Origin of the sequence: Micromonospora sp. NPDC050784 (assembly GCF_044456765.1) — a bacterium.
Lineage (GTDB): Bacteria > Actinomycetota > Actinomycetes > Mycobacteriales > Micromonosporaceae > Micromonospora > Micromonospora foliorum.
This window is the reverse complement of the sequence record NZ_JBITGG010000034.1, coordinates 21,995-40,725: the sequence shown is the minus strand read 5'-3', so window position 1 is coordinate 40,725 and position 18,731 is coordinate 21,995. Positions and strand designations below refer to the sequence as shown.

The following is an 18,731-nucleotide window of genomic DNA, read 5'->3' as shown; positions in this document are numbered from 1 at the left end:
CCCGCGCCCCCCCCTGCGCGTCGATCATGGAGTTGTGGCGCCTCGCAAAAGGGGCAGCGATGGGCGAACCGCCCACCACCACTCCATGATCGACGCCGAGGGCGGGGCGGGGCGGGGCGGGATGGGCGGGGCGGGGTTAGGGCGCCAGTCGGCTTAGGACGGCGCGGGCTGCTTCTCGGGGGTTGTCGCCCACGCGGTCGGGCAGGGCGCCGGCCAGCCATAGGGTGGCGAAGCCGTGCGCGATCGACCAGGCCGCGAGCGCGTCCCGGTCGGTGTCGGCGGGCGCGCCGCCGGTGGGTAGCGCCGCCACCCCGGAGCGGAGGGCTGCGCCGGCCCGGCCCCGGGCGGCGATCAGCTCGGCGTCGTCGGCCCGGTAGAGCTCCGGCCGGAACATCACCTCGAAGTACGCGCGGCGCGTGACGGCGAAGTCGACGTACGCGACGCCGGCCTCCAACAGGTCGTCATCCACCTCGGTCAACGTCTGGGCCAGCAGGTCGAAGCCCTGCGCGGCGAGCGCGGTGAGCAGGCCCGCCTTGTCGCCGAAGTGGTGTGCGGGCGCGGCGTGCGAGACACCGGCCCGACGGGCAAGATCGCGCAGGCTCAGCGCGGCGGGCCCGACCTCCTCGACGGCCTCCAGCGCCGCGGCCAGCAGGGCGCGGCGCAGGTCGCCGTGGTGGTAGGCGCGCGTGTCGGTCATGCCCCAACCTTATCTTGCCATTGACAAGATGTGCCGCCGACGGGCAATCTTGTCACTGACAAGTTCCACCGAGGAGGATTCCGATGGCACCCCTGATCGCCCTGATCGTCGGCACCGCGCTGGCCCGACTCACCGGCCTGGCCGGCGTCTCCGCACTGGACGACTGGATTTCCGCACTGCGCGTCGGGCTGGCCGTCATGTTCACGCTGACCGCCGTCGCGCACTTCGCCGGTCAACGCCGAGCCGACCTGATCGCGATGGTCCCGCCCCGACTACCCCGGCCGGACCTGCTGGTCACCGTCACCGGCGTGCTGGAGCTGCTCGGCGCGGTCGGCCTCCTGGTGCCGGCGACCGCCCGGGTCGCGGCGGCCGGGCTCGGCCTGCTCATGCTCGCCATGTTTCCGGCCAACGTGTCGGCCGCCCGTCGCGAACTGACCCTCGCCGGCCGCCCGGTCACCCCGCTCGGGCAGCGGACCGCCCTGCAGATCGTGTTCGTGGCCGTCGCCACGGCAATTTCGTTTGGTGCCTGACTATCAGGGGGCTAACCTACCTGTCGTGGAACTCGTGACCCTCCAGGACGTGCCGCTCGGCCGTCTCCTGGTGGTGGCCGGGCACCTGGTCGGGCAGCGGTGGAACCGCTACCTCGCCGAGGAGCACGGCCTCACCCAGGCCGGCATGATCACCCTGATGACGCTCGCCCGACACGGCGAGCTGCCCCACCGGGCGGTCGCCGAGAAGGGGTTCGTCCGCCCGGCGACCCTGACCGGCATCGTCGACACGCTCGAGCGCGACGGTCTGGTCGAGCGGCAGCGTGACGACAACGACCGACGCAGCATCCGACTCGCCATCACCCCCGCCGGGCGGGAACGGGTGGCCGCGCTCGGCGCGCTCATGCACTCCGGACGGCCTCTCACCTCGGTCGACGCCGACCCGGCGAAGGCCCAGGTGATCCGGGAGTTCCTGCTTGAGGTCATCGGCAGCGGAGACGACCCGCGGATGACCGGACGCCCTACCGAAACGAAGGACCCGGCGTGCTGATCCGACTCCTGCGCGGCCAACTGCGCACCTATCAGAGACCGTTGCTGGCGGTCGTGCTGCTCCAGTTCGTGGGCACCATGGCCTCGCTCTACCTGCCCAGCCTCAACGCGGACATCATCGACCAGGGCGTGGCCCGGGGCGACACCGACTACATCGTGCGCACCGGCGGCTGGATGCTGCTGGTCAGCCTGATCCAGATCGTCTGCTCGATCGCCGCCGTCTACCTGGGCGCGCGGGTCGCGATGGGCTTCGGTCGCGACGTACGCGCCGAACTGTTCGGGCACGTCAACCGCTTCTCCGCCCGCGAGGTGGCCCGGTTCGGGGCGCCGTCGCTGATCACCCGCAACACCAACGACGTGCAGCAGGTGCAGATGCTCGTGTTGATGAGCTGCACGATGCTGGTCGCCGCACCGATCATGAGCGTCGGCGGCGTGTTCATGGCGCTGCGCGAGGACGTCGGGCTCTCCTGGCTGATGCTGGTCAGCGTGCCGGTGCTGGCCATCGCGCTGGGCGCGATCATCCGTCGGATGGTGCCGGGCTTCCGGCTGATGCAGACCCGCATCGACACGGTCAACCGGGTCCTGCGGGAGCAGATCACCGGCATCCGGGTGGTCCGCGCGTTCGTCCGGGAGCCGTACGAGACGGACCGCTTCGGCGTCGCCAACGCCGACCTGACCGCCACCGCCCTGCGTACCGGTCGGTTGCTGGCGTTGATCTTCCCGGTGGTCATGCTGGTGCTGAACGTCTCCAGCGTGGCGGTGCTCTGGTTCGGCGCGCAGCGGGTGGACGCCGGCGCGATCCAGGTCGGCGCGCTCACCGCGTTCCTGCAGTACCTGATGCAGATCCTGATGGCGGTCATGATGGCCACCTTCATGCTGATGATGGTGCCGCGGGCGGCGGTCTGCGCCGAGCGGATCGTCGAGGTGATGGACACCGACTCCTCGGTGGTCCCGGCCGCCGCGCCGGTCACCGAGCTGCCCACCCGAGCCGAGCTGGAGTTGCGCGGCGTGCGCTTCCAGTACCCGGGGGCGGTGGAGCCGGTGCTGCGCGACATCTCCTTCCGAGCGACCCCGGGCACCACCACGGCGATCATCGGCAGCACCGGCGCGGGCAAGACGACGCTGCTGTCGCTGATCCCCCGCCTGGTGGACGTCACCGCCGGCGCGGTGCTGGTCGACGGGGTGGACGTGCGGGAGTTGGCGCCGGACGAGCTGTGGCGACGCATCGGCCTGGTGCCGCAACGGCCGTACCTGTTCACCGGGACGGTCGCCAGCAACCTGCGCTACGGCAACCCGGACGCCACCGACGAGGAGCTGTGGACGGCGTTGGAGATCGCCCAGGCCCGGGACTTCGTGGCGCAGATGCCCGGCGGGCTGGACGCCCCGATCGCGCAGGGCGGCACCACCGTCTCCGGTGGGCAGCGGCAGCGCCTGGCCATCGCCCGGGCCCTGGTCCGGCAGCCGGAGATCTACCTCTTCGACGACTCGTTCTCCGCGCTCGACCTGGGCACCGACGCGCGGCTGCGAGCGGCACTGCGGCCGGTCACCGCGCAGTCGGCGGTGGTGATCGTGGCCCAGCGGGTCTCCACGATCATCGACGCCGATCAGATCATCGTCCTGGAAAACGGAGGGGTCGTCGGAGTGGGACGACATGCGGAGTTGTTGGACACCTGCCCGACGTACGCCGAGATCGTGGCCTCGCAGCAGACCACGGAGGTGGCGGCATGAGTGAGCGTGACGAGCCGCGCACCGCGGCCGTACCCAGTCAGAAGCCGGCCGGCGACGGACGGACGCCGGATGAGACCGCGCAGCAACCCGGCGGGGAAACCGCGCCGGAGACCGGCAGTGGCGCGGCGACGCCGAAGCGGCTGCCGCCCGGCCGTCAGGGCGGTGGCCCGGGATGGATGAGCGCCGGGATGCCCGCCGAGAAGTCGATGAACTTCGGGCCGTCGGCCCGACGGCTGCTCGGCCGGCTGCGCTCGCACCGACTGCACCTGGCCGCGATCATCACCCTCGCGGTGGTGAGCGTCGGGTTCAGCGTGGCCGGGCCGAAGATCCTCGGCCATGCCACCGACCTGATCTTCAGCGGGGTGATCGGGCGGCAACTGCCCGCCGGCACCACCGCCGAGCAGGCCGTCGCGGCGGCCCGGGCCAGCGGCAACGACAGCTTCGCCGACATGCTGGCCCGGATGGACGTGGTGCCCGGGGTGGGTATCGACTTCAGCGCCCTGAGTCGGGTGCTGCTGCTGGCGCTCGGGCTCTACCTGGCGGCGAGCCTGCTGTCCTGGTGGCAGGGCTGGCTGCTCAACGGCGTGGTCCAGCGCACCGTGCTGCGGCTGCGCGCCGAGGTGGAGGAGAAGCTCAACCGGCTGCCGCTGCCCTACTTCGACCGGCAGCCGCGCGGCGAGTTGCTCAGCCGGGTCACCAACGACATCGACAACATCTCCACCAGCCTCCAGCAGACCCTCAGCCAGCTGCTCACCTCGCTGCTGACCGTCGTCGGCGTGCTGGCCGTGATGTTCTGGATCTCGCCGGTGCTGGCCCTGGTGGCGCTGGTCGCGGTGCCGTTGTCGGTGCTGGTCACCCAGCGCATCGCCAAGCGTTCGCAGAAGCAGTTCATCGCCCAGTGGACGCACACGGGCGAGTTGAACGGCCAGATCGAGGAGGCGTACACCGGTCATGAGCTGGTGAAGGTCTTCGGCCGGCAGCGTGAGGTCGAGGCCGCGTTCCACGCGAAGAACGAGGAGTTGTTCCGGGCCAGCTTCGGGGCGCAGTTCATCTCCGGGATCATCATGCCGTCGATGATGTTCATCGGGAACCTGAGCTACGTGGCGATCGCCGTGGTGGGCGGGCTGCGGGTCGCCTCCGGCACGATGAGTCTCGGCGACGTGCAGGCGTTCATCCAGTACTCCCGCCAGTTCACCCAGCCACTCACCCAACTCGCCTCGATGGCCAACCTGCTCCAGTCCGGGGTGGCGTCGGCCGAGCGGGTCTTCGCGGTGCTCGACGCGGACGAGCAGACTCCCGACCCGGTCGCGCCGGCCCGGGTCACCGACCCGCACGGTCGGGTCGAGTTCGAGCACGTCTCGTTCCGCTACGAGCCGGACAAGCCGCTGATCGACGACCTGTCGCTGGTCGCCGAGCCCGGGCACACCGTGGCCATCGTCGGCCCGACCGGGGCCGGCAAGACCACACTGGTCAACCTGGTGATGCGGTTCTACGAGCTGGACGCCGGCCGGATCACGCTCGACGGGGTGGACATCACCACGATGCGCCGCGACGACCTGCGCGGCCGGATCGGCATGGTGCTCCAGGACACCTGGCTGTTCGGCGGCACCATCCGGGACAACATCGCCTACGGGCGGCCGGACGCGACCGAGGAGGAGATCCTCGCCGCGGCACAGGCCACCTTCGTGGACCGGTTCGTGCGCAGCCTGCCCGACGGCTACGACACGGTCATCGACGAGGAGGGCAGCAACGTCAGCGCCGGCGAGAAGCAGCTCATCACCATCGCGCGGGCGTTCCTCGCCGAGCCGTCGCTGCTGATCCTGGACGAGGCCACCAGTTCGGTGGACACCCGCACCGAAGTGCTGTTGCAACGGGCGATGGCCGCGCTGCGTTCGGACCGGACCAGCTTCGTCATCGCACACCGGCTCTCCACCATCCGCGACGCCGACCTGATCCTGATGATGGAGAACGGTCGGATCGTCGAGCAGGGCACCCACGAGCAGTTGCTCGCCGCCCAGGGCGCGTACCACCGGCTCTACCGCTCACAGTTCACCGGCGCGGTGGTCGACGAGGAACCGGCCGCCCAACCGGCGTCGGTCTGAGGTCGGGCGGCCGTGCGTGCGAGACGATCGGTGGGCCTGTCAGTCCGACGGCAGCAGGTCGGTCGCGCGGGCGGCGACCTGCCCGCCGATCAGGGCGAGCGCGGCGTCGGCGGGCATCGGGGCCAGGGCGCGGCCGCCGCGCGGGCGCAGCGCGACGTGCCCGTCGGCCACCTCCCGGGCACCCAACACCCCGAGGTACGGAACGCGGCGGCGGGCCGCGTCCCGGACCCGGGCGCCCAGCGAGCCGGCGACGTCGACCTCGACCCGCAGGCCGGCGTCGCCCGCCCGCCGGGCCAGGTCGGCCGCCGCGTCGACCTGGCCGTCGTCGATCGGCAGCAGCACCAACTGGACGGGCGCGTACCAGGCCGGGAACGCGCCCTCGTGCACCTCGATGAGGTACGCGAACAGCCGCTCCATGCTGCCGACCAGGCTGCGGTGCACCATCACCGGCCGACGCCGGCTGCCGTCCGAGTCGGTGTACGACAGGTCGAACCGTTCCGGCTTGTCGAAGTCCACCTGAATGGTGGAGATGGTCGACTCCCGGCCGGCGGCGTCGACGATCTGAATGTCGATCTTCGGGCCGTAGAAGGCGGCCTCCCCCGGCGCCTCGACGTAGTCCACCCCGGCCAACGCCTCCCGGAGCAGCTCCTCGGCGCGGGCCCACTGGGCGTCGTCGCCGACGTACTTCTCGCCGGGCCCGCGCAGCGACAGCCGGAACCCGGCCGGCCGGACGCCGAGCGCGGCGTGCGCTTCACGGATCAGCCCGAGGATCTCGACGACCTCCGCGCCGACCTGCTCGGGGGCGCAGAAGGTGTGCGCGTCGTTGAGCGAGATGGCGCGGACCCGGGACAGCCCGCCGAGCACGCCGGAGCGCTCCGAGCGGTACATCCCGCCCAGCTCGGCGATCCGCAACGGCAGCTCCCGGTAGGAACGGCCCCGCGCCCGGAAGACCAACGCGTGGTGCGGGCACAGCGCCGGCCGGAGCACGAACTCGTCGTCGGCGCTCAGCCGCATCGGCGGGAACATGTCGTCGGCGAAGTAGCCGAGATGGCCGGAGAGTTCGAAGAGTTCCCGCTTACCCAACGGCGGCGAGTAGACGTGCTGGTGGCCGGAGCGGCGCTCCAACTCCCGGACGTACTCCTCGACGGCGTGCCGGGCGGCGGCGCCGGCCGGCAGCCAGATCGGCAGGCCGGCGCCGGCCAGCGGATCGGAGACGAAGAGGTCCAGCTCGCGGCCGAGCCTACGGTGGTCGATCATGTCGGGCTCCTGGATCGGGTACGACCCGGAGGCGACCTGAGCTCCGAACGGCGCGCTGCCCTCCGGGGCGGATCGCCCCGGGGCCTGGTCGACGGTGGTTACGTCAGAGCGGCGCGCCGGGGATACCCGGCGTCGTGGTCATCACTACCGCGCTGCGCATACGGCGACCGTACCCGCGCGACGTTCGGGGATGCACCCGGATTTGCGGCGGAGGGGTGGGCCGCCGGCGCGGGACCCGCCGGCGGCCCTGGCGGCCGAATCGTCAGGAACGGGGGACCCGACGGGCGTGGCCGCGCCGACAACGGTACGCCGACGAAAGCCGTTCTGCCGCCCGCCTGGGACGGGTGGAACAACCGTGGAACCCGTCACCCGGCAGCGATCGGCCTCGTTGTAGCTGGGTGGCCCAGTCGTGTCGACGGTCACGACGGGCCGGGGCCGTCCACCGTGACGCCGGACACGACGTCAGGCTCAAGACACCCAATCGGCCGCATCCGGCGAGGTGGCAGGCGTGCCCGAACTTCTGACTGACGTCGCGTCGCCGACGTGGGCGTACCTGGTGCTGCTCGCGCTGCTGATCGCGGACGCCTTCGTGCCGGTGATCCCCACCCAGATCGTCATGATCACCAGTGGCGCGCTCACCGTCTACGGCGGGCTCAGCCTGCCGGTCACCATCGCCGTCGGCGCGCTCGGCGTATTCGCCGGCGACCTGGCCTGCTACCTGCTCGGGCGGAGCGCACCGGACCGGCGGCCACCCCGGCACGCCGAGCTGAGCCGCGCCCGCCGGGTGGCCAGCCGGGTCACCCAGGGGCTGCGACAACCCGGGCCGCTGGTCATCCTGCTCTGCCGGTTCGTGCCCGGCGGCCGGATGGCGGCCTGCTTCTCGGCCGGACGCAGCCGCTACCCGTACCGGCTGTTCGTGCTCTACGAGGCCGTCGCCGCCCTGGGCTGGGCCACCTACGGCGCGCTGGTCGGGCACCTGGGCGGCACCGCACTGACCGAGTCGGCCTGGCGGCTGGCCATCATCGCCACCGCCGCGGCGGCCGGCTTCGCCGCGGCCGGATGGGCGATGACAGTGGTCAGCGCCCGCCACGCCCGCGCCGCCGCCGCCGCCCCAATCGACGTCCCCATCGACTGACTGCCGCCCCAACCTTCGCGATCTTGCACTTACTGTCCCGGCAATTGGGGCATGCCGCACATACGAACGACCGAAACTGCAAGATCGCGGCGGGTTGCCGGCAGGCCTCTAGGGGTGGTCCCGGGGGACGATTTCGGTGGCTGTCCCGGATTCGGCTGGGGTGTCTGCGGCGACAGGCTGAGGCATGCCTGTTACCCGGAGTACCGGCCTGCTGGCCCTGGGCGGGATCGCCCTGGCGGCGCTGCTCACCGTGATCGGTCACCTCGAAGTCAACGACGACCTCAACCCGTGGGCATTGACCATCAGCGACTTCGCGGTCTCCGACCGGGGCGGCGTCATCGACGTCGCCATGGTGGTGCTCGCGCTCGCCACGGTGGCGCTGCTGTACGGCCTGCGCCGCGCCGGCCCACCCCGACCGCGCTCCGGTCGAACGGCCGAACTGCTGCTCGGCGCATGGGTCGGTGGGCTGCTGCTGGCCGCCGTGGTGCCGACCAACGAGCCGGGCACCGCCATGACCACCGCCGCCTACCTGCACCGGTACGCGTCGGTGGTCGCCTTCCTGGCGTTGCCGGTCGGGGGCTGGCTGCTCGCCCGCCGACCCGACCTGACACCCGCCGCCCGGACGCTACGCGCCCTGGTCCTGCTCAGCCTGGCCCTGGCGGCAGCCATGATCTGGTCCGCCTACCCGGGTGACCGGATGCTCATCGGCCTGGCCGAACGCCTCCTCATCCTCACCGAGGTAGCCGTCCTGGCCACGGTGGCGATAATCCAGACCCGGCGGGCTACTCCAGCTCGTGCAGCATGAGCTGGCGGGCCGCCTCCGTGATCGAGCCGGACAGCGACGGGTAGATGGTGATGGTCTGGGCCAGCTCGTTGACGGTGAGGTTGTTCTCCACCGCCATCGTGATGGGCAGGATCAGCTCGCTGGCCTTCGGAGCGACCACCACACCGCCGATCACCTGACCGCTGGCCGGCCGGCAGAACAGCTTCACGAAACCGTCGGAGAGGTCGTCCATCTTGGCCCGGGCATTGCCGGACAACGGCAGCATCACCTGCCGGGCCGGCACCTTGCCCGCATCCACCTCGTCCTGCGAGACGCCCACGGTGGCCAGCTCCGGGTCGGTGAAGACGTTCGCCGCGACGGTACGCAGCCGCAGCGGGCGCACCGCCTCGCCGAGCGCGTGCCACATGGCGATCCGGCCCTGCATGGCGGCGACGCTGGCCAGCAGCAGCACGCCCGTGCAGTCACCGGCGGCGTAGATGCCGGGCACGTTGGTGCGGGAAGCCCGGTCGACGGTCAGGTAGCCGCCCCGGCCCAGCTCCACCCCGTACTCGGTCAGGCCCAGGTTGGCCGTGTTGGGGATCGAACCGACGGTGATCAACGCGTGCGAGCCGGTCACCTTACGGCCGTCGGAGAGCTCCACCTCGACGCCGTCGGCGGTACGCCGGACCGAGTCCGCCCGGGAGTTGTTGAGGATCTCCATGCCCCGGTTGCGGAACACGCGCTCGATGGCGGAGGCGGCGTCGGCGTCCTCGTGCGGCATCACCCGGTCCCGGCTGGAGACCAGGGTCACCTCGACCCCCATCGCCAGGTACGCACTGGCGAACTCCGCGCCGGTCACGCCGGACCCGACCACGATCAGGTGCTTGGGCAGCTCTGGCAGGTCGTACACCTGTCGCCAGGTCAGGATGCGCTCACCGTCCGGTACGGCGGTGGGCAACTGGCGGGGTGTCGAGCCGGTGGCCACCAGCACGGTGGACGCGTCGATCGAGTACTCCTCGCCACCGTCGGCGGGGGTGACGACGACCCGGTGGGTATGCCCGAGGGAGTCGTCGCCGAGCCGGGCGGTGCCGGCCACGAAGGTGACCCCCGCCTTCAGCAGCTTGGCGTGGATGTCGGCGGACTGCGCCAGGGCCAGCCGCTTGACCCGCTCGTGCACCGCCCGGGCGTCGACGGTGACCGCCTCCAGGCCGTCCGAGTGCACCCCGAACTCCTCGGTGTCGCGGTAGCCGGTGACCACCTGCGAGCTGGCGATGAAGGTCTTCGACGGCACGCAGTCGGAGAGCACACAGGCGCCGCCGGCACCGTCGGCCTCCACCACGGTGACATCGGCGTCCAGCTGGGCGGCGACCAGTGCCGCCTCGTACCCGGCCGGCCCCCCACCGATGATCACGATCCGGCTCACAGCGTTCGCCCTTCGTCCATGCTCACAGTGACTTTCTTCTCCCGAGCGCATTCGACACGCACTGTCGTATTCTCCCCCACCCGTCGGCCGGGCTATCGTCATCGCCGTGCGTCATCACGCCGCCTACGGCTCAAATCTCGACCCCGCCCGGATGCGCGCCTACTGTCCGCATTCGCCGATGGTGGGCACCGGCTGGCTGGAGGGCTGGCGGCTGACCTTCGCCGGGGCCGACGTGATCGGCTGGGAGGGCGCGGTGAGCACCCTGGTCGAGTCCCCCGGTGACCGGGTCTTCGTGGCGCTCTACGACATCCACCCGTACGACGCGGGCCAACTCGACGAGATCGAGGGGGTGACCGCCGGCACGTACCGCAAGCTGCACGTCCGGGTCTCCACCCTCGACGGCGACGTGACCGCCTGGATCTACGTCTTCAACGGGTACGAGGGTGGCCTGCCGACCTCGTGGTACCTGTCGGAGATCGCCAACGCCGCCGAGAAGGCGGGCGCCCCGGACGACTACGTCACCGAGCTGCGGGCCCGCCCCACCGGCACCGCCTCGGCGTAGCAGCGCGTATCGCACCCCTCCAGTCTGCTACCGCTGTCGACCGGAGCGCCGGTCGGGCCGGACCGGGGTCGTCAATCACACACCGGCCGCCGGAACGGAGAGTTCGTACATGTCGGTCCAGTGCGTCTCCCGCAGGCCCACCGACCGGTAGAGCGACAGCGGTGCGGTCGGGTTGGTGAGGTCGACGCCCAGGCCGACCGCCCGCCGCCCCTTCTCGGCGTAGCGGGCGAAGGCGCGGCGCAGCAACGCCGCACCCACCCCCCTGCGCCGGTACGCGGACAGCACCGACAGGTTCTTCACCCAGCCCGACTGCTGGTCGAGTGCCTGATCGGAGGACTGCAACGCGCCGACCGGCACCCCGTCCACCTCGGCGACGAACCACTCGTCCCAGGCGGTCAGGTCACCGATCCGGGCCCGCCACCGCTCGTACGACAGCGGCTCGTGGTCCGGGGTGTCGCCGAAGGCGGTCTCGTAGATCCGGTGGAACTCGACCAGGTCGGCCTCGTCGTCCGGGCGGACCGGCCGCACCGTCACGGCCGCTGGCTCGGCCGGCTCGTCGGGCAGGTCGTCCAACGGCCGGCTCATCCGGACGTACCGCTTGACGAGGGCGAACCCGAGCCCGCGCAGGGCGTGTTCCCAGTCACGTTCCGGGGCGAAGACCGCGCAGCGGACGGTGAGCGACGGCAGCCCCCGTTCGGCAGCGCGCTCGGCGACCCGGTCCAGTTGGCGGACCAGCAACGGCGCGCGAACGGCGGCGGCCCGTACCGGGTCGACGTAGACCTCCACGAACTCCCGGCCCACCCCGGTTGGGTTGTCCACCGTCGCCCAGCCCACCACGGTGTCGTCCGGGTCGATGGCCAGCCAGGAGTCCCGGGTCGGGTCGAAGTAGGGGGCGGTGAGCGACGCCGCGACATCCTCGGCGTCGAAGTCGGGATGGCCGATGGCGAAGGTGTCGGCGGCGTGCACCACCGCGAGGATCGCCGGCACGTCGTCGAGGGTGGGCCGGCGCGTTGTCCAACCAGCGGGAAGGGTCACGGCAGGACATCCTGGCAGCCGAACTGCTCGGCCGCCGCCCATTTTTCTGGCCGGCGAAAGGCTCAGCCTTGTCTGGCCGGCGGGAGGCTCAGCCTTGTCTGGCCGGCGAAAGGCTCAGCCTTGTCTGGCCGGCGAAAGGCTCAGCCGAGGTCGGCCCGGGTGCGGTGCAGCAACTCCACCAACTCCGCGCCGTCGGCGGGACCGAGGGCCGTGAACGCTGGCGCGGCCAACCGGTTGGTCACCGCCTCCGCCCAGAGTCGGCGGCGCACCAGCGGCCCGATCGGCGGGTACGGCGGCGGCCAGCCGCAGGCCACCGCGCCGGCCTCGCCCTCCGGCCCGGCCAGCACGGCCTCCAGCGGGCTCATCCCGGCGGCGCGTACCGCCAGCAGGTAGGCGCCGGTGAAGTGTTCCCGGAGCAGCCGCAGCCCGGCCGCGCTACGGGCCCCGGGCGAGAGATCCGGAAGCGGCATGGCCCGCCACGCGGCGAAGAGCGGCATCCCACTGGCCTCCGCCGCCACCACGGCCCGCTCGACGAGCGCCGACAGGCGCTCGGTGCCGGGCAGGGGACCGAGCTGCTGCGCCCCCCACCGGCAGCATTCGGCGAGGCTCGCGGCGGCCACCTCGAACGGCGGGACGACCCGGGCGGCGGCGTCCCAACCGTCGGCGACCGCGTCCGGGGCGATGAACCCGAGGGCGGCGGCGGCCGTCTCGGCCCGCACATCGCCGAGCGCGCCGGCCCGGCCACTGATGTAGAAGGCCCAGCCGGAGATGCCGAGCAGGCGGGCCCGGCGCAACGTGGTCGAGTCCCGGCTGAAGGCGTCACCCAGGTCGAGCACGACGGGCTTGCTGGCGGCCGCGACCTGCTCCGGAGTCACCGCGCTGCCCCCGTCGGGCAACCCGACCCGCCGACCACGACCCGACCCGGGGCCACCCGCCGTGTACGACCCGCACACTCGTCGTCGTCCATCGATGGTCAGTCTGCCGCGCCACCGCCCGCGTCCGCATTCCCCTCTTCGGCCGCGAGTGCCTCGACCGCCGCCTCGACCTCACCGGCGCGCCGCCGGGCCACGGTGACCGCCCGTTCGGCGGCACGCCGGGCGAGCTTGGCCCGGCTGAGATCCTGCTCGGCGACCGCGCGCCGCCGCTCCAGCTCGGCCAGCTCGGCCTCAAGACCATCGAGTACTGCCGCACCGTCGCGCTCCTGGCCGGTCGCCTCGGTCAGCTCGGCCTCGGCCCGCTCCTGGTCGGCCTGGGCCTTCGCCAGTTCCCGGTCCAGGGCACGGCGTTGCCGGGCCCGCTCGGCCCGGGCCGCCCGTTGTGCGGCCCGCTCGGCCTGCTCGGCGCGCTCGGCCGCCCGGTCCGTGCGGGGCGTCGCCTCGGGACGGCCCCGCTGGGGGCCGGGGCGGCGGGCCGGGCGTTCCTCCTCGCGCTCCTCGTCATCGCCGGTGACCAGCCGCAGTTGTGGCCGGGGCACCTCACCGAAGCCGGCGTAGCTGGCCGCCCGCAGCAGCCGGCCCGCCCGCACCTGCTCGGCGACCTCGACGTCGGAGAACGCCGCGTTCAGCGTCGCCTCCACCTCGGCCAGGGGCAGCCGGCTCGCCGGTGGCGCGTCCGGCTCGGCCGCGGCGAGCTTGCGGACCTCGACGACCAGGGCACCGACCACCGCCCGGCGCTGCGCGGACAGCTCCCGCAGTCGAGGCCCACGCAGCTCCCGCTGGGCGACCCGCAGGGCATCGGCGAGCTGCACCAGATCGGCGACCAGCTCCGGACGTCGGATGGCGAGCAGGTTCACCAGCCAGGCGGCCACCGTCGGGCGACGCAGCCGAGCCAGTTGGCGCGCGGTGGTCGGGTCGCCGGCCCGGCGGGCCTCGGCCACGGCGGCGTCCCGGGCGGCCACGAACCGGTCCGGTGGTGTGCGGTAGAGCTGCTGCACCAGCTCCGCGGAGAGGCCGGGCATCGGGTCAGACGTCCACCCGGCTACCGGGCTCCAGTCGCTGGTATTGGGTGCCGGACAGCGCGCTGTACTGCCGGTCGAGCACGCCCAACCCCTTGTCGTTGAGCAACGCGTCGTGCAGGGCGTACGCGCGCCGCGGCGCGACCGCGCGGATGAAGTCGACCACCTCGGAGAACTTCGACCACGGGGCGTGGATCGGCGCGAAGAGCGTGTCGACGGGTGTCTCGTCGGGCACCACCAGGGCGTCGCCCGGGTGGTAGACCACGTCGTTGATCAGGTAACCGAGGTTGTCGACCACCGGGATGTCGGGGTGGATCACGGCGTGCCGCCCCCCGTACGCGCGCACCGCCACACCCGCGGCGGTGAACGACTCACCGACGCTGACCGGGCGCAGCACATCGGCCGCGTCGCCCAGGGTCCCGGCGAGGGAGGCGGGCCCGTGGATCGGGAACGGCTGTCGGTCGAGCTGTAGGCGCACCGCCGCCAGGTCGAGGTGGTCGGGGTGTTCGTGGGTGATCAGCACCGCGTCCGCACCGTCCAGCGCCGCCGCGGCGTCGCTGAACACACCGGGGTCGACGACGAGCACTCCCCCGTCGTGTTCCACCCGAAGGCAGGAGTGGGCGTACTTGGTGAGCCGCATCGTGACTCCTCGATTATCGAATCGTGACGTCCTCAGCGCAGTCTGCCGGAACCAGCCGGCGTGCGCGTCACGTCCGAGCTATCGCCACACCGGTTGACGACGATGGGAGCGGGGATGGACGGACAGGTGGGACGACGCCGCGGTGCGCTGCTGGCGGCGACGACACTGGCGGCGGCGTTGGCGCTGACGGGGTGCGGCGCCGGCGACAGCGGAGCGCGGGACAACGCTGACTCGGCGGCCGAGGCACCGGCGGCGAACGGCGGCGAGGCGGGCCGGGACGCCGCCGCAGGCGCACCGGAGGGGGCCGGGGCGGGAGCGCCGGACCTGCGGGTCGACCAGCGGGCGATCATCTACACCGGAACGATGCGGGTGCAGGTGGACGATGTGGACTCGGCGGCCCGCGAGGCCGCTGCCGTGGCCACCCGGGCCGGCGGCTTCGTCGGCGGCGACGAGCGGCGCAGCGCCGACGACGACGACGCGGTGGCGGAGTTGGAGCTACGGGTGCCGGCGGCGAAGTTCACCGACGTGGTGGAGGAGATGGCGAAACTCGGTCGGCAGCAGAGCCGGGAGATCAACACTCAGGACGTCACCGAGGAGACCGTCGACCTGGACGCCCGGATCACCAGTCAGCGCGCGCGGGTGGAGAGCGCCCGCCGGTTGCTGGCCCGGGCCACCTCGATCACCGACCTGGTGTCGCTGGAGAACGAGTTGGGTCGCCGGGAGGCCGACCTGGCCTCGCTGGAGGCCAAGAAGCGACGCCTGGCCGACCTGACCGCCCTCTCCACGATCACCGTGTCGCTGGCCGGTCCGGCGGCGAAGGCCACCGACGAGGAGGCCGAGACCGGGTTCCTGGTCGGGCTCAGGGGCGGTTGGAAGGCCTTCGTCGTCTCGATGACCGTCCTGCTCACGGTGCTGGGCGCGCTGCTGCCGTGGTTGGTGGCGCTCGGCGTACCGCTGGCGGTGCTGCTGGTGGTGCTGCGCCGACGGCGCAAGTCCCCGGCTCTGGTAACGCCGGTCAGCGCGCCGCCGCCAGTGCCCGCAGCGCGGTCTGCACCATGACGCGGACGCCGACCGGGATGGCCCGCTCGTCCACGTCGAAGCTCGCGCGGTGCAGGTCGACGTTGGGACCGGAGCGACCCACGCCGAGCCGGGCGAGGGCGCCGGGGACGTACTCCAGGTACCAGGAGAAGTCCTCGCCGCCCATGCTCTGCGGTGTCTCGGCGATCCCGTCCGGGCCGAGTGCGGCGGCGGTGGCGGCGGTCAGCACCTGGATGGCGTGGGAGTCGTTGCACACCGGCGGCCGGCCGCGCAGGTATTCCAGGTCGACAGTGGCACCGGTCGGTGCGATCACGTCCCGCACCACCTGAGCGACGATCTTGGGCGCCTGCTCCCAGGTGTCGCGGTCCATCACCCGGAGGGTGCCGGAGGCGCTCGCCTCGGACGGGATGACGTTGTAGCGGGTGCCGGCCGAGGCGTGGCCGAAGACCAGCAGCAGGCCGCTGTTGGCCGGCACCCGGCGGCTGACCAGGGCGGGCACCTCGGTGATCAGCCGACCGAGCGCGTCGACCATGTCGACGGTCAGGTGCGGGCGGGCGGTGTGCCCGCCCGGGCCGGAGAGTCGGACGGTCACGTTGTCGGCGGCGGCGGTGATCGGGCCGACCCGCAGGCCGACCTGGCCCACCGGCAGGTTCGGGTCGCAGTGCAGCGCGAAGATCTGCACCACGTCGTCCAGGCCGCCGGCCTCGATGACCTCCAGCGAGCCGCAGGGCAGGATCTCCTCGGCCGGCTGGAAGATCAGCCGGACCCGGCCGTTCAGCTCGCCGAGGTCGGCGAGCTGGGCCAGGAGCATGCCGACGCCGAGCAGGATCGAGGTGTGCACGTCGTGCCCGCAGGCGTGGCAGACGCCCTCCACGGTCGACCGGTACGGGACGTCCTTGGGGTCGTCCAGCGGTAGGGCGTCGATGTCGGCGCGCAGCGCCACGACCGGGCCGTCGGGCACGCCGTTGACGTCGCAGATCACGCCGTTGCCCTTGGGCAGCAGACGCGGGTTCAGCCCGGCCAGCGACAGCTCCCGGGCGATCAGCGCCGCGGTCTCGAACTCGTTGCCGGACAGCTCAGGGTGCGAGTGGAGGTGACGGCGCGTAGCGATAAGCCCCGGTACCCGGAGCGCGAGGAGGTGGTCCAGCTCGCGGGGCAGGGGCTGGGAGCCGGGCGGCGTCTCCGGCCAGGACGACGCCAGCAGGCCACCCGTGGGCAGCGTCAACGCACTCGTCACGTCGAATTCTCGATCACTAGGAATGGATGGATCATCGGGGACAGCAGACAGCCTAGACCTCCGACGGTGACGCTGCGCAACCTCGTTACGGTAATGATCGGACCGCGCAGAGTCACGTATGCCCTGCTGGGGGCGCTCGTCGAGGCGGGGGACAGCAGGTAGATCACGGTCGAACGCCGTCATCAGCCCCTCACCTCCTACAACGCGTAACCGATCGCGGCGGTCACGAAACCCGGCGCCAGTCGGGCCCCGTTGCCAAATTGTCGCATTAGTCGGGGTGGTGAACTGACACTCCGACAATTAGCCGACCACACTCCGCAACGAGCCGGATAAGGACGCTCACACGCACCCACACACCGTGGGCGCACACGGTGTGCGTCCCGGCTCAACCGACCGGGTACCCGTTGAGCCCGCCGGACACACCGCGCACCGGAGTCGCAGTCGCGGGCCGGGCGCTCAGCCGCAGTCGCGGCCGGACGGTCAGAAGCGGTCGGTGGGCCGGTACAACCCCCACACCTCGCGCAGCGTCCCGCAGACCTCACCCACGGTCGCCCGGGCCCGCAGCGCCTCCTTCATCGGGTACAGCACGTTCTCGGTGCCCTCGGCGGCGGCCCGAAGACCGGCGAGAGCCCGCGCCACCGCGTCGGCGTCCCGCTCGGAGCGCAGCCGGGCCAGCCGGTCGGCCTGGGCCGCCTCGATCGTCGGGTCGACCCGCAGCGGCTCGTACGGCTCCTCCTCGTCCACGGTGAACCGGTTGAGCCCGACCACCACCCGCTCCCCCGAGTCGATCTCCTGGGCGATCCGGTACGCGGACTGCTCGATCTCCCGCTTCTGGAACCCGGCCTCGATCGCGTCCACCGCCGAGCCGTGGTCGGCCACCCGCTCCATCAACTCGACGGCGGCGGCCTCGATCTCGGCGGTCATCGCCTCCACCACGTACGAGCCGGCGAACGGGTCGACGGTGGCCGTCAGGTCCGTCTCGTACGCCAGCACCTGCTGGGTACGCAGCGCGAGCCGGGCCGCCTTCTCGGTGGGCAGCGCGATCGCCTCGTCGAAGCTGTTGGTGTGCAGCGACTGGGTGCCGCCGAGTACGGCGGCCAACCCCTGCACCGCGACCCGGACCAGGTTCACCTCGGGCTGCTGCGCGGTGAGCTGCACTCCCGCGGTCTGGGTGTGGAACCGCAGCATCATCGACTTCGGATCCTTGGCGCCGAAGTCGTCGCGCATCAGCCGGGCCCAGATCCGCCGGGCGGCGCGGAACTTCGCCACCTCCTCCAGCAGCGTGGTGCGGGCCACGAAGAAGAACGACAGCCGGGGCGCGAAGTCGTCGACGGCGAGCCCGGCGGCCAACGCCGCCCGTACGTACTCGACACCATTGGCCAGGGTGAACGCGATCTCCTGCGCGGGCGTCGCGCCGGCCTCCGCCATGTGGTAGCCGGAGATGGAGATGGTGTTCCACTTCGGCACCTCCTTGCGGCAGTACGCGAACGTGTCGGCCACCAGGCGCAGCGACGGCTTCGGCGGGAAGATGTACGTCCCCCGGGCGATGTACTCCTTGAGGATGTCGTTCTGGATGGTGCCGTTGAGCGCCGTGCCCGGCACCCCGTTCTCCTCGGCGACGAGCTGGTAGAGCAGCAGCAGCACCGAGCCGGGCGCGTTGATGGTCATCGAGGTGGACACCTTGTCCAGCGGGATGTCGGCGAAGAGCAGCCGCATGTCCTCGATGGAGTCGATCGCGACACCCACCTTGCCGACCTCGCCGTGCGCGATCGGCTCGTCGGAGTCGTAGCCCATCTGGGTCGGCAGGTCGAACGCGACCGAGAGCCCCATCGTGCCGGCCCGCAACAGCTGGTGGTACCGGGCGTTGGACTCGGTGGCGGTGCCGAAGCCGGCGTACTGACGCATGGTCCACGGGCGGGAGGTGTACATGGTGGGGTAGACACCCCTGGTGTACGGGAACTCGCCCGGGCTGCCGAGCCGCGAGTCCAGTTCCTCCGGAAGGTCGGCCTCCGTGTAGACGCCGTTGATCGGGAAACCGGACTCACTTGACCGCCGTTGGTTCATCCCCGGATGGTAAGACGCCTGGCCACGTCGTCGGGTGAGGGATACCGCACAGTGCGTCC

17 protein-coding genes are annotated in these 18,731 nt (G+C 71.9%); 8 read left to right on the top strand and 9 right to left on the bottom strand.

From position 1 onward, the window contains the following. Positions 1–136 precede the first annotated feature (136 nt). Entirely contained in the window at positions 137–697 is a 561-nt protein-coding gene (locus ACIBD9_RS31200; protein ID WP_396723022.1) for a TetR/AcrR family transcriptional regulator, read from the bottom strand. Between the two features lie 83 nt (positions 698–780). Here ACIBD9_RS31200 and ACIBD9_RS31195 point away from each other — a divergent pair, with 83 nt between their 5' ends. From ACIBD9_RS31195 to ACIBD9_RS31180, 4 genes are read left to right on the top strand one after another with little or no spacing between them, the layout of a single operon-like run. Further along, positions 781–1,227, top strand: coding sequence for a DoxX family protein (locus tag ACIBD9_RS31195; protein ID WP_396723021.1), 447 nt, complete (start codon positions 781–783; stop codon positions 1,225–1,227). A gap of 25 nt (positions 1,228–1,252) precedes the next feature. After that, a complete protein-coding gene (locus tag ACIBD9_RS31190; protein WP_091394443.1) occupies positions 1,253–1,735 on the top strand; it encodes a MarR family winged helix-turn-helix transcriptional regulator in 483 nt (160 codons plus the stop codon). Further along, positions 1,729–3,462, top strand: coding sequence for an ABC transporter ATP-binding protein (locus tag ACIBD9_RS31185; RefSeq protein ID WP_387172306.1), 1,734 nt, complete (start codon positions 1,729–1,731; stop codon positions 3,460–3,462). Before ACIBD9_RS31190 ends, ACIBD9_RS31185 begins: the two co-directional genes overlap by 7 nt. Continuing rightward, positions 3,459–5,564, top strand: a complete 2,106-nt coding sequence (locus tag ACIBD9_RS31180) for an ABC transporter ATP-binding protein (RefSeq protein WP_396723020.1) — start codon at positions 3,459–3,461, stop codon at positions 5,562–5,564. The genes ACIBD9_RS31185 and ACIBD9_RS31180 overlap by 4 nt, the downstream gene beginning before the upstream one ends. A gap of 39 nt (positions 5,565–5,603) precedes the next feature. Here ACIBD9_RS31180 and thrS read toward each other — a convergent pair whose 3' ends face one another. Beyond that, positions 5,604–6,821: a threonine--tRNA ligase gene (gene thrS / locus ACIBD9_RS31175; RefSeq protein ID WP_396723018.1), complete on the bottom strand. Its 1,218-nt coding sequence runs from the start codon at positions 6,819–6,821 to the stop codon at positions 5,604–5,606. Positions 6,822–7,329: 508 nt separating this feature from the next. Between thrS and ACIBD9_RS31170 the strand changes: the two genes are divergently transcribed. Further along, entirely contained in the window at positions 7,330–7,956 is a 627-nt protein-coding gene (locus ACIBD9_RS31170; RefSeq protein ID WP_396723017.1) for a DedA family protein, read from the top strand. A 184-nt stretch (positions 7,957–8,140) separates the two neighbouring features. Next, positions 8,141–8,761, top strand: coding sequence for a DUF998 domain-containing protein (locus ACIBD9_RS31165; protein ID WP_396723015.1), 621 nt, complete (start codon positions 8,141–8,143; stop codon positions 8,759–8,761). Here ACIBD9_RS31165 and ACIBD9_RS31160 read toward each other — a convergent pair. Further along, a complete protein-coding gene (locus ACIBD9_RS31160) occupies positions 8,739–10,142 on the bottom strand; it encodes an NAD(P)H-quinone dehydrogenase (RefSeq protein ID WP_387172314.1) in 1,404 nt (467 codons plus the stop codon). The genes ACIBD9_RS31165 and ACIBD9_RS31160 overlap by 23 nt on opposite strands. Before the next feature lie 106 nt (positions 10,143–10,248). Here ACIBD9_RS31160 and ACIBD9_RS31155 point away from each other — a divergent pair, with 106 nt between their 5' ends. Next, complete coding sequence (locus ACIBD9_RS31155; RefSeq protein ID WP_112588201.1) at positions 10,249–10,704, top strand: gamma-glutamylcyclotransferase; 456 nt, start codon at positions 10,249–10,251, stop codon at positions 10,702–10,704. Between the two features lie 75 nt (positions 10,705–10,779). On the opposite strand, the gene ACIBD9_RS31150 is transcribed toward ACIBD9_RS31155, so the two are convergent. The 4 genes from ACIBD9_RS31150 to ACIBD9_RS31135 form a co-directional block, all read right to left on the bottom strand. After that, the gene (locus ACIBD9_RS31150) at positions 10,780–11,739 is read right to left on the bottom strand and encodes a GNAT family N-acetyltransferase (protein WP_396723013.1); all 960 of its coding nucleotides are present in this window, start codon (positions 11,737–11,739) and stop codon (positions 10,780–10,782) included. Between the two features lie 140 nt (positions 11,740–11,879). Further along, positions 11,880–12,614, bottom strand: coding sequence for a hypothetical protein (locus ACIBD9_RS31145; RefSeq protein WP_396723010.1), 735 nt, complete (start codon positions 12,612–12,614; stop codon positions 11,880–11,882). A 98-nt stretch (positions 12,615–12,712) separates the two neighbouring features. Then, the gene (locus tag ACIBD9_RS31140) at positions 12,713–13,696 is read right to left on the bottom strand and encodes a hypothetical protein (protein WP_396723009.1); all 984 of its coding nucleotides are present in this window, start codon (positions 13,694–13,696) and stop codon (positions 12,713–12,715) included. A gap of 4 nt (positions 13,697–13,700) precedes the next feature. Further along, positions 13,701–14,333 carry an MBL fold metallo-hydrolase gene (locus ACIBD9_RS31135; protein ID WP_396723007.1) on the bottom strand — a complete coding sequence of 211 codons (633 nt, stop codon included), beginning with the start codon at positions 14,331–14,333 and terminating at the stop codon, positions 13,701–13,703. A 93-nt stretch (positions 14,334–14,426) separates the two neighbouring features. On the opposite strand from ACIBD9_RS31135, the gene ACIBD9_RS31130 reads away from it, so the two are divergent. After that, complete coding sequence (locus tag ACIBD9_RS31130) at positions 14,427–15,392, top strand: DUF4349 domain-containing protein (RefSeq protein ID WP_396723005.1); 966 nt, start codon at positions 14,427–14,429, stop codon at positions 15,390–15,392. Here ACIBD9_RS31130 and ACIBD9_RS31125 read toward each other — a convergent pair. Both ACIBD9_RS31125 and ACIBD9_RS31120 read right to left on the bottom strand, forming a co-directional pair. Continuing rightward, complete coding sequence (locus tag ACIBD9_RS31125; protein WP_396723003.1) at positions 15,349–16,608, bottom strand: amidohydrolase; 1,260 nt, start codon at positions 16,606–16,608, stop codon at positions 15,349–15,351. The genes ACIBD9_RS31130 and ACIBD9_RS31125 overlap by 44 nt on opposite strands. Before the next feature lie 480 nt (positions 16,609–17,088). Then, a complete protein-coding gene (locus ACIBD9_RS31120) occupies positions 17,089–18,672 on the bottom strand; it encodes a methylmalonyl-CoA mutase (protein WP_396723000.1) in 1,584 nt (527 codons plus the stop codon). Positions 18,673–18,731: the final 59 nt, after the last annotated feature.

Excerpts from the sequence above, each read along its gene's own strand:
- ACIBD9_RS31200 (WP_396723022.1), bottom strand. The coding sequence starts at position 697 with ATGACCGACACGCGCGCCTACCACCACGGCGACCTGCGCCGCGCCCTG.
- ACIBD9_RS31195 (WP_396723021.1), top strand. The coding sequence starts at position 781 with ATGGCACCCCTGATCGCCCTGATCGTCGGCACCGCGCTGGCCCGACTC.
- ACIBD9_RS31180 (WP_396723020.1), top strand. The coding sequence starts at position 3,459 with ATGAGTGAGCGTGACGAGCCGCGCACCGCGGCCGTACCCAGTCAGAAG.
- thrS (WP_396723018.1), bottom strand. The coding sequence starts at position 6,821 with ATGATCGACCACCGTAGGCTCGGCCGCGAGCTGGACCTCTTCGTCTCC.
- ACIBD9_RS31165 (WP_396723015.1), top strand. The coding sequence starts at position 8,141 with ATGCCTGTTACCCGGAGTACCGGCCTGCTGGCCCTGGGCGGGATCGCC.
- ACIBD9_RS31140 (WP_396723009.1), bottom strand. The coding sequence starts at position 13,696 with ATGCCCGGCCTCTCCGCGGAGCTGGTGCAGCAGCTCTACCGCACACCA.
- ACIBD9_RS31135 (WP_396723007.1), bottom strand. The coding sequence starts at position 14,333 with ATGCGGCTCACCAAGTACGCCCACTCCTGCCTTCGGGTGGAACACGAC.
- ACIBD9_RS31120 (WP_396723000.1), bottom strand. The coding sequence starts at position 18,672 with ATGAACCAACGGCGGTCAAGTGAGTCCGGTTTCCCGATCAACGGCGTC.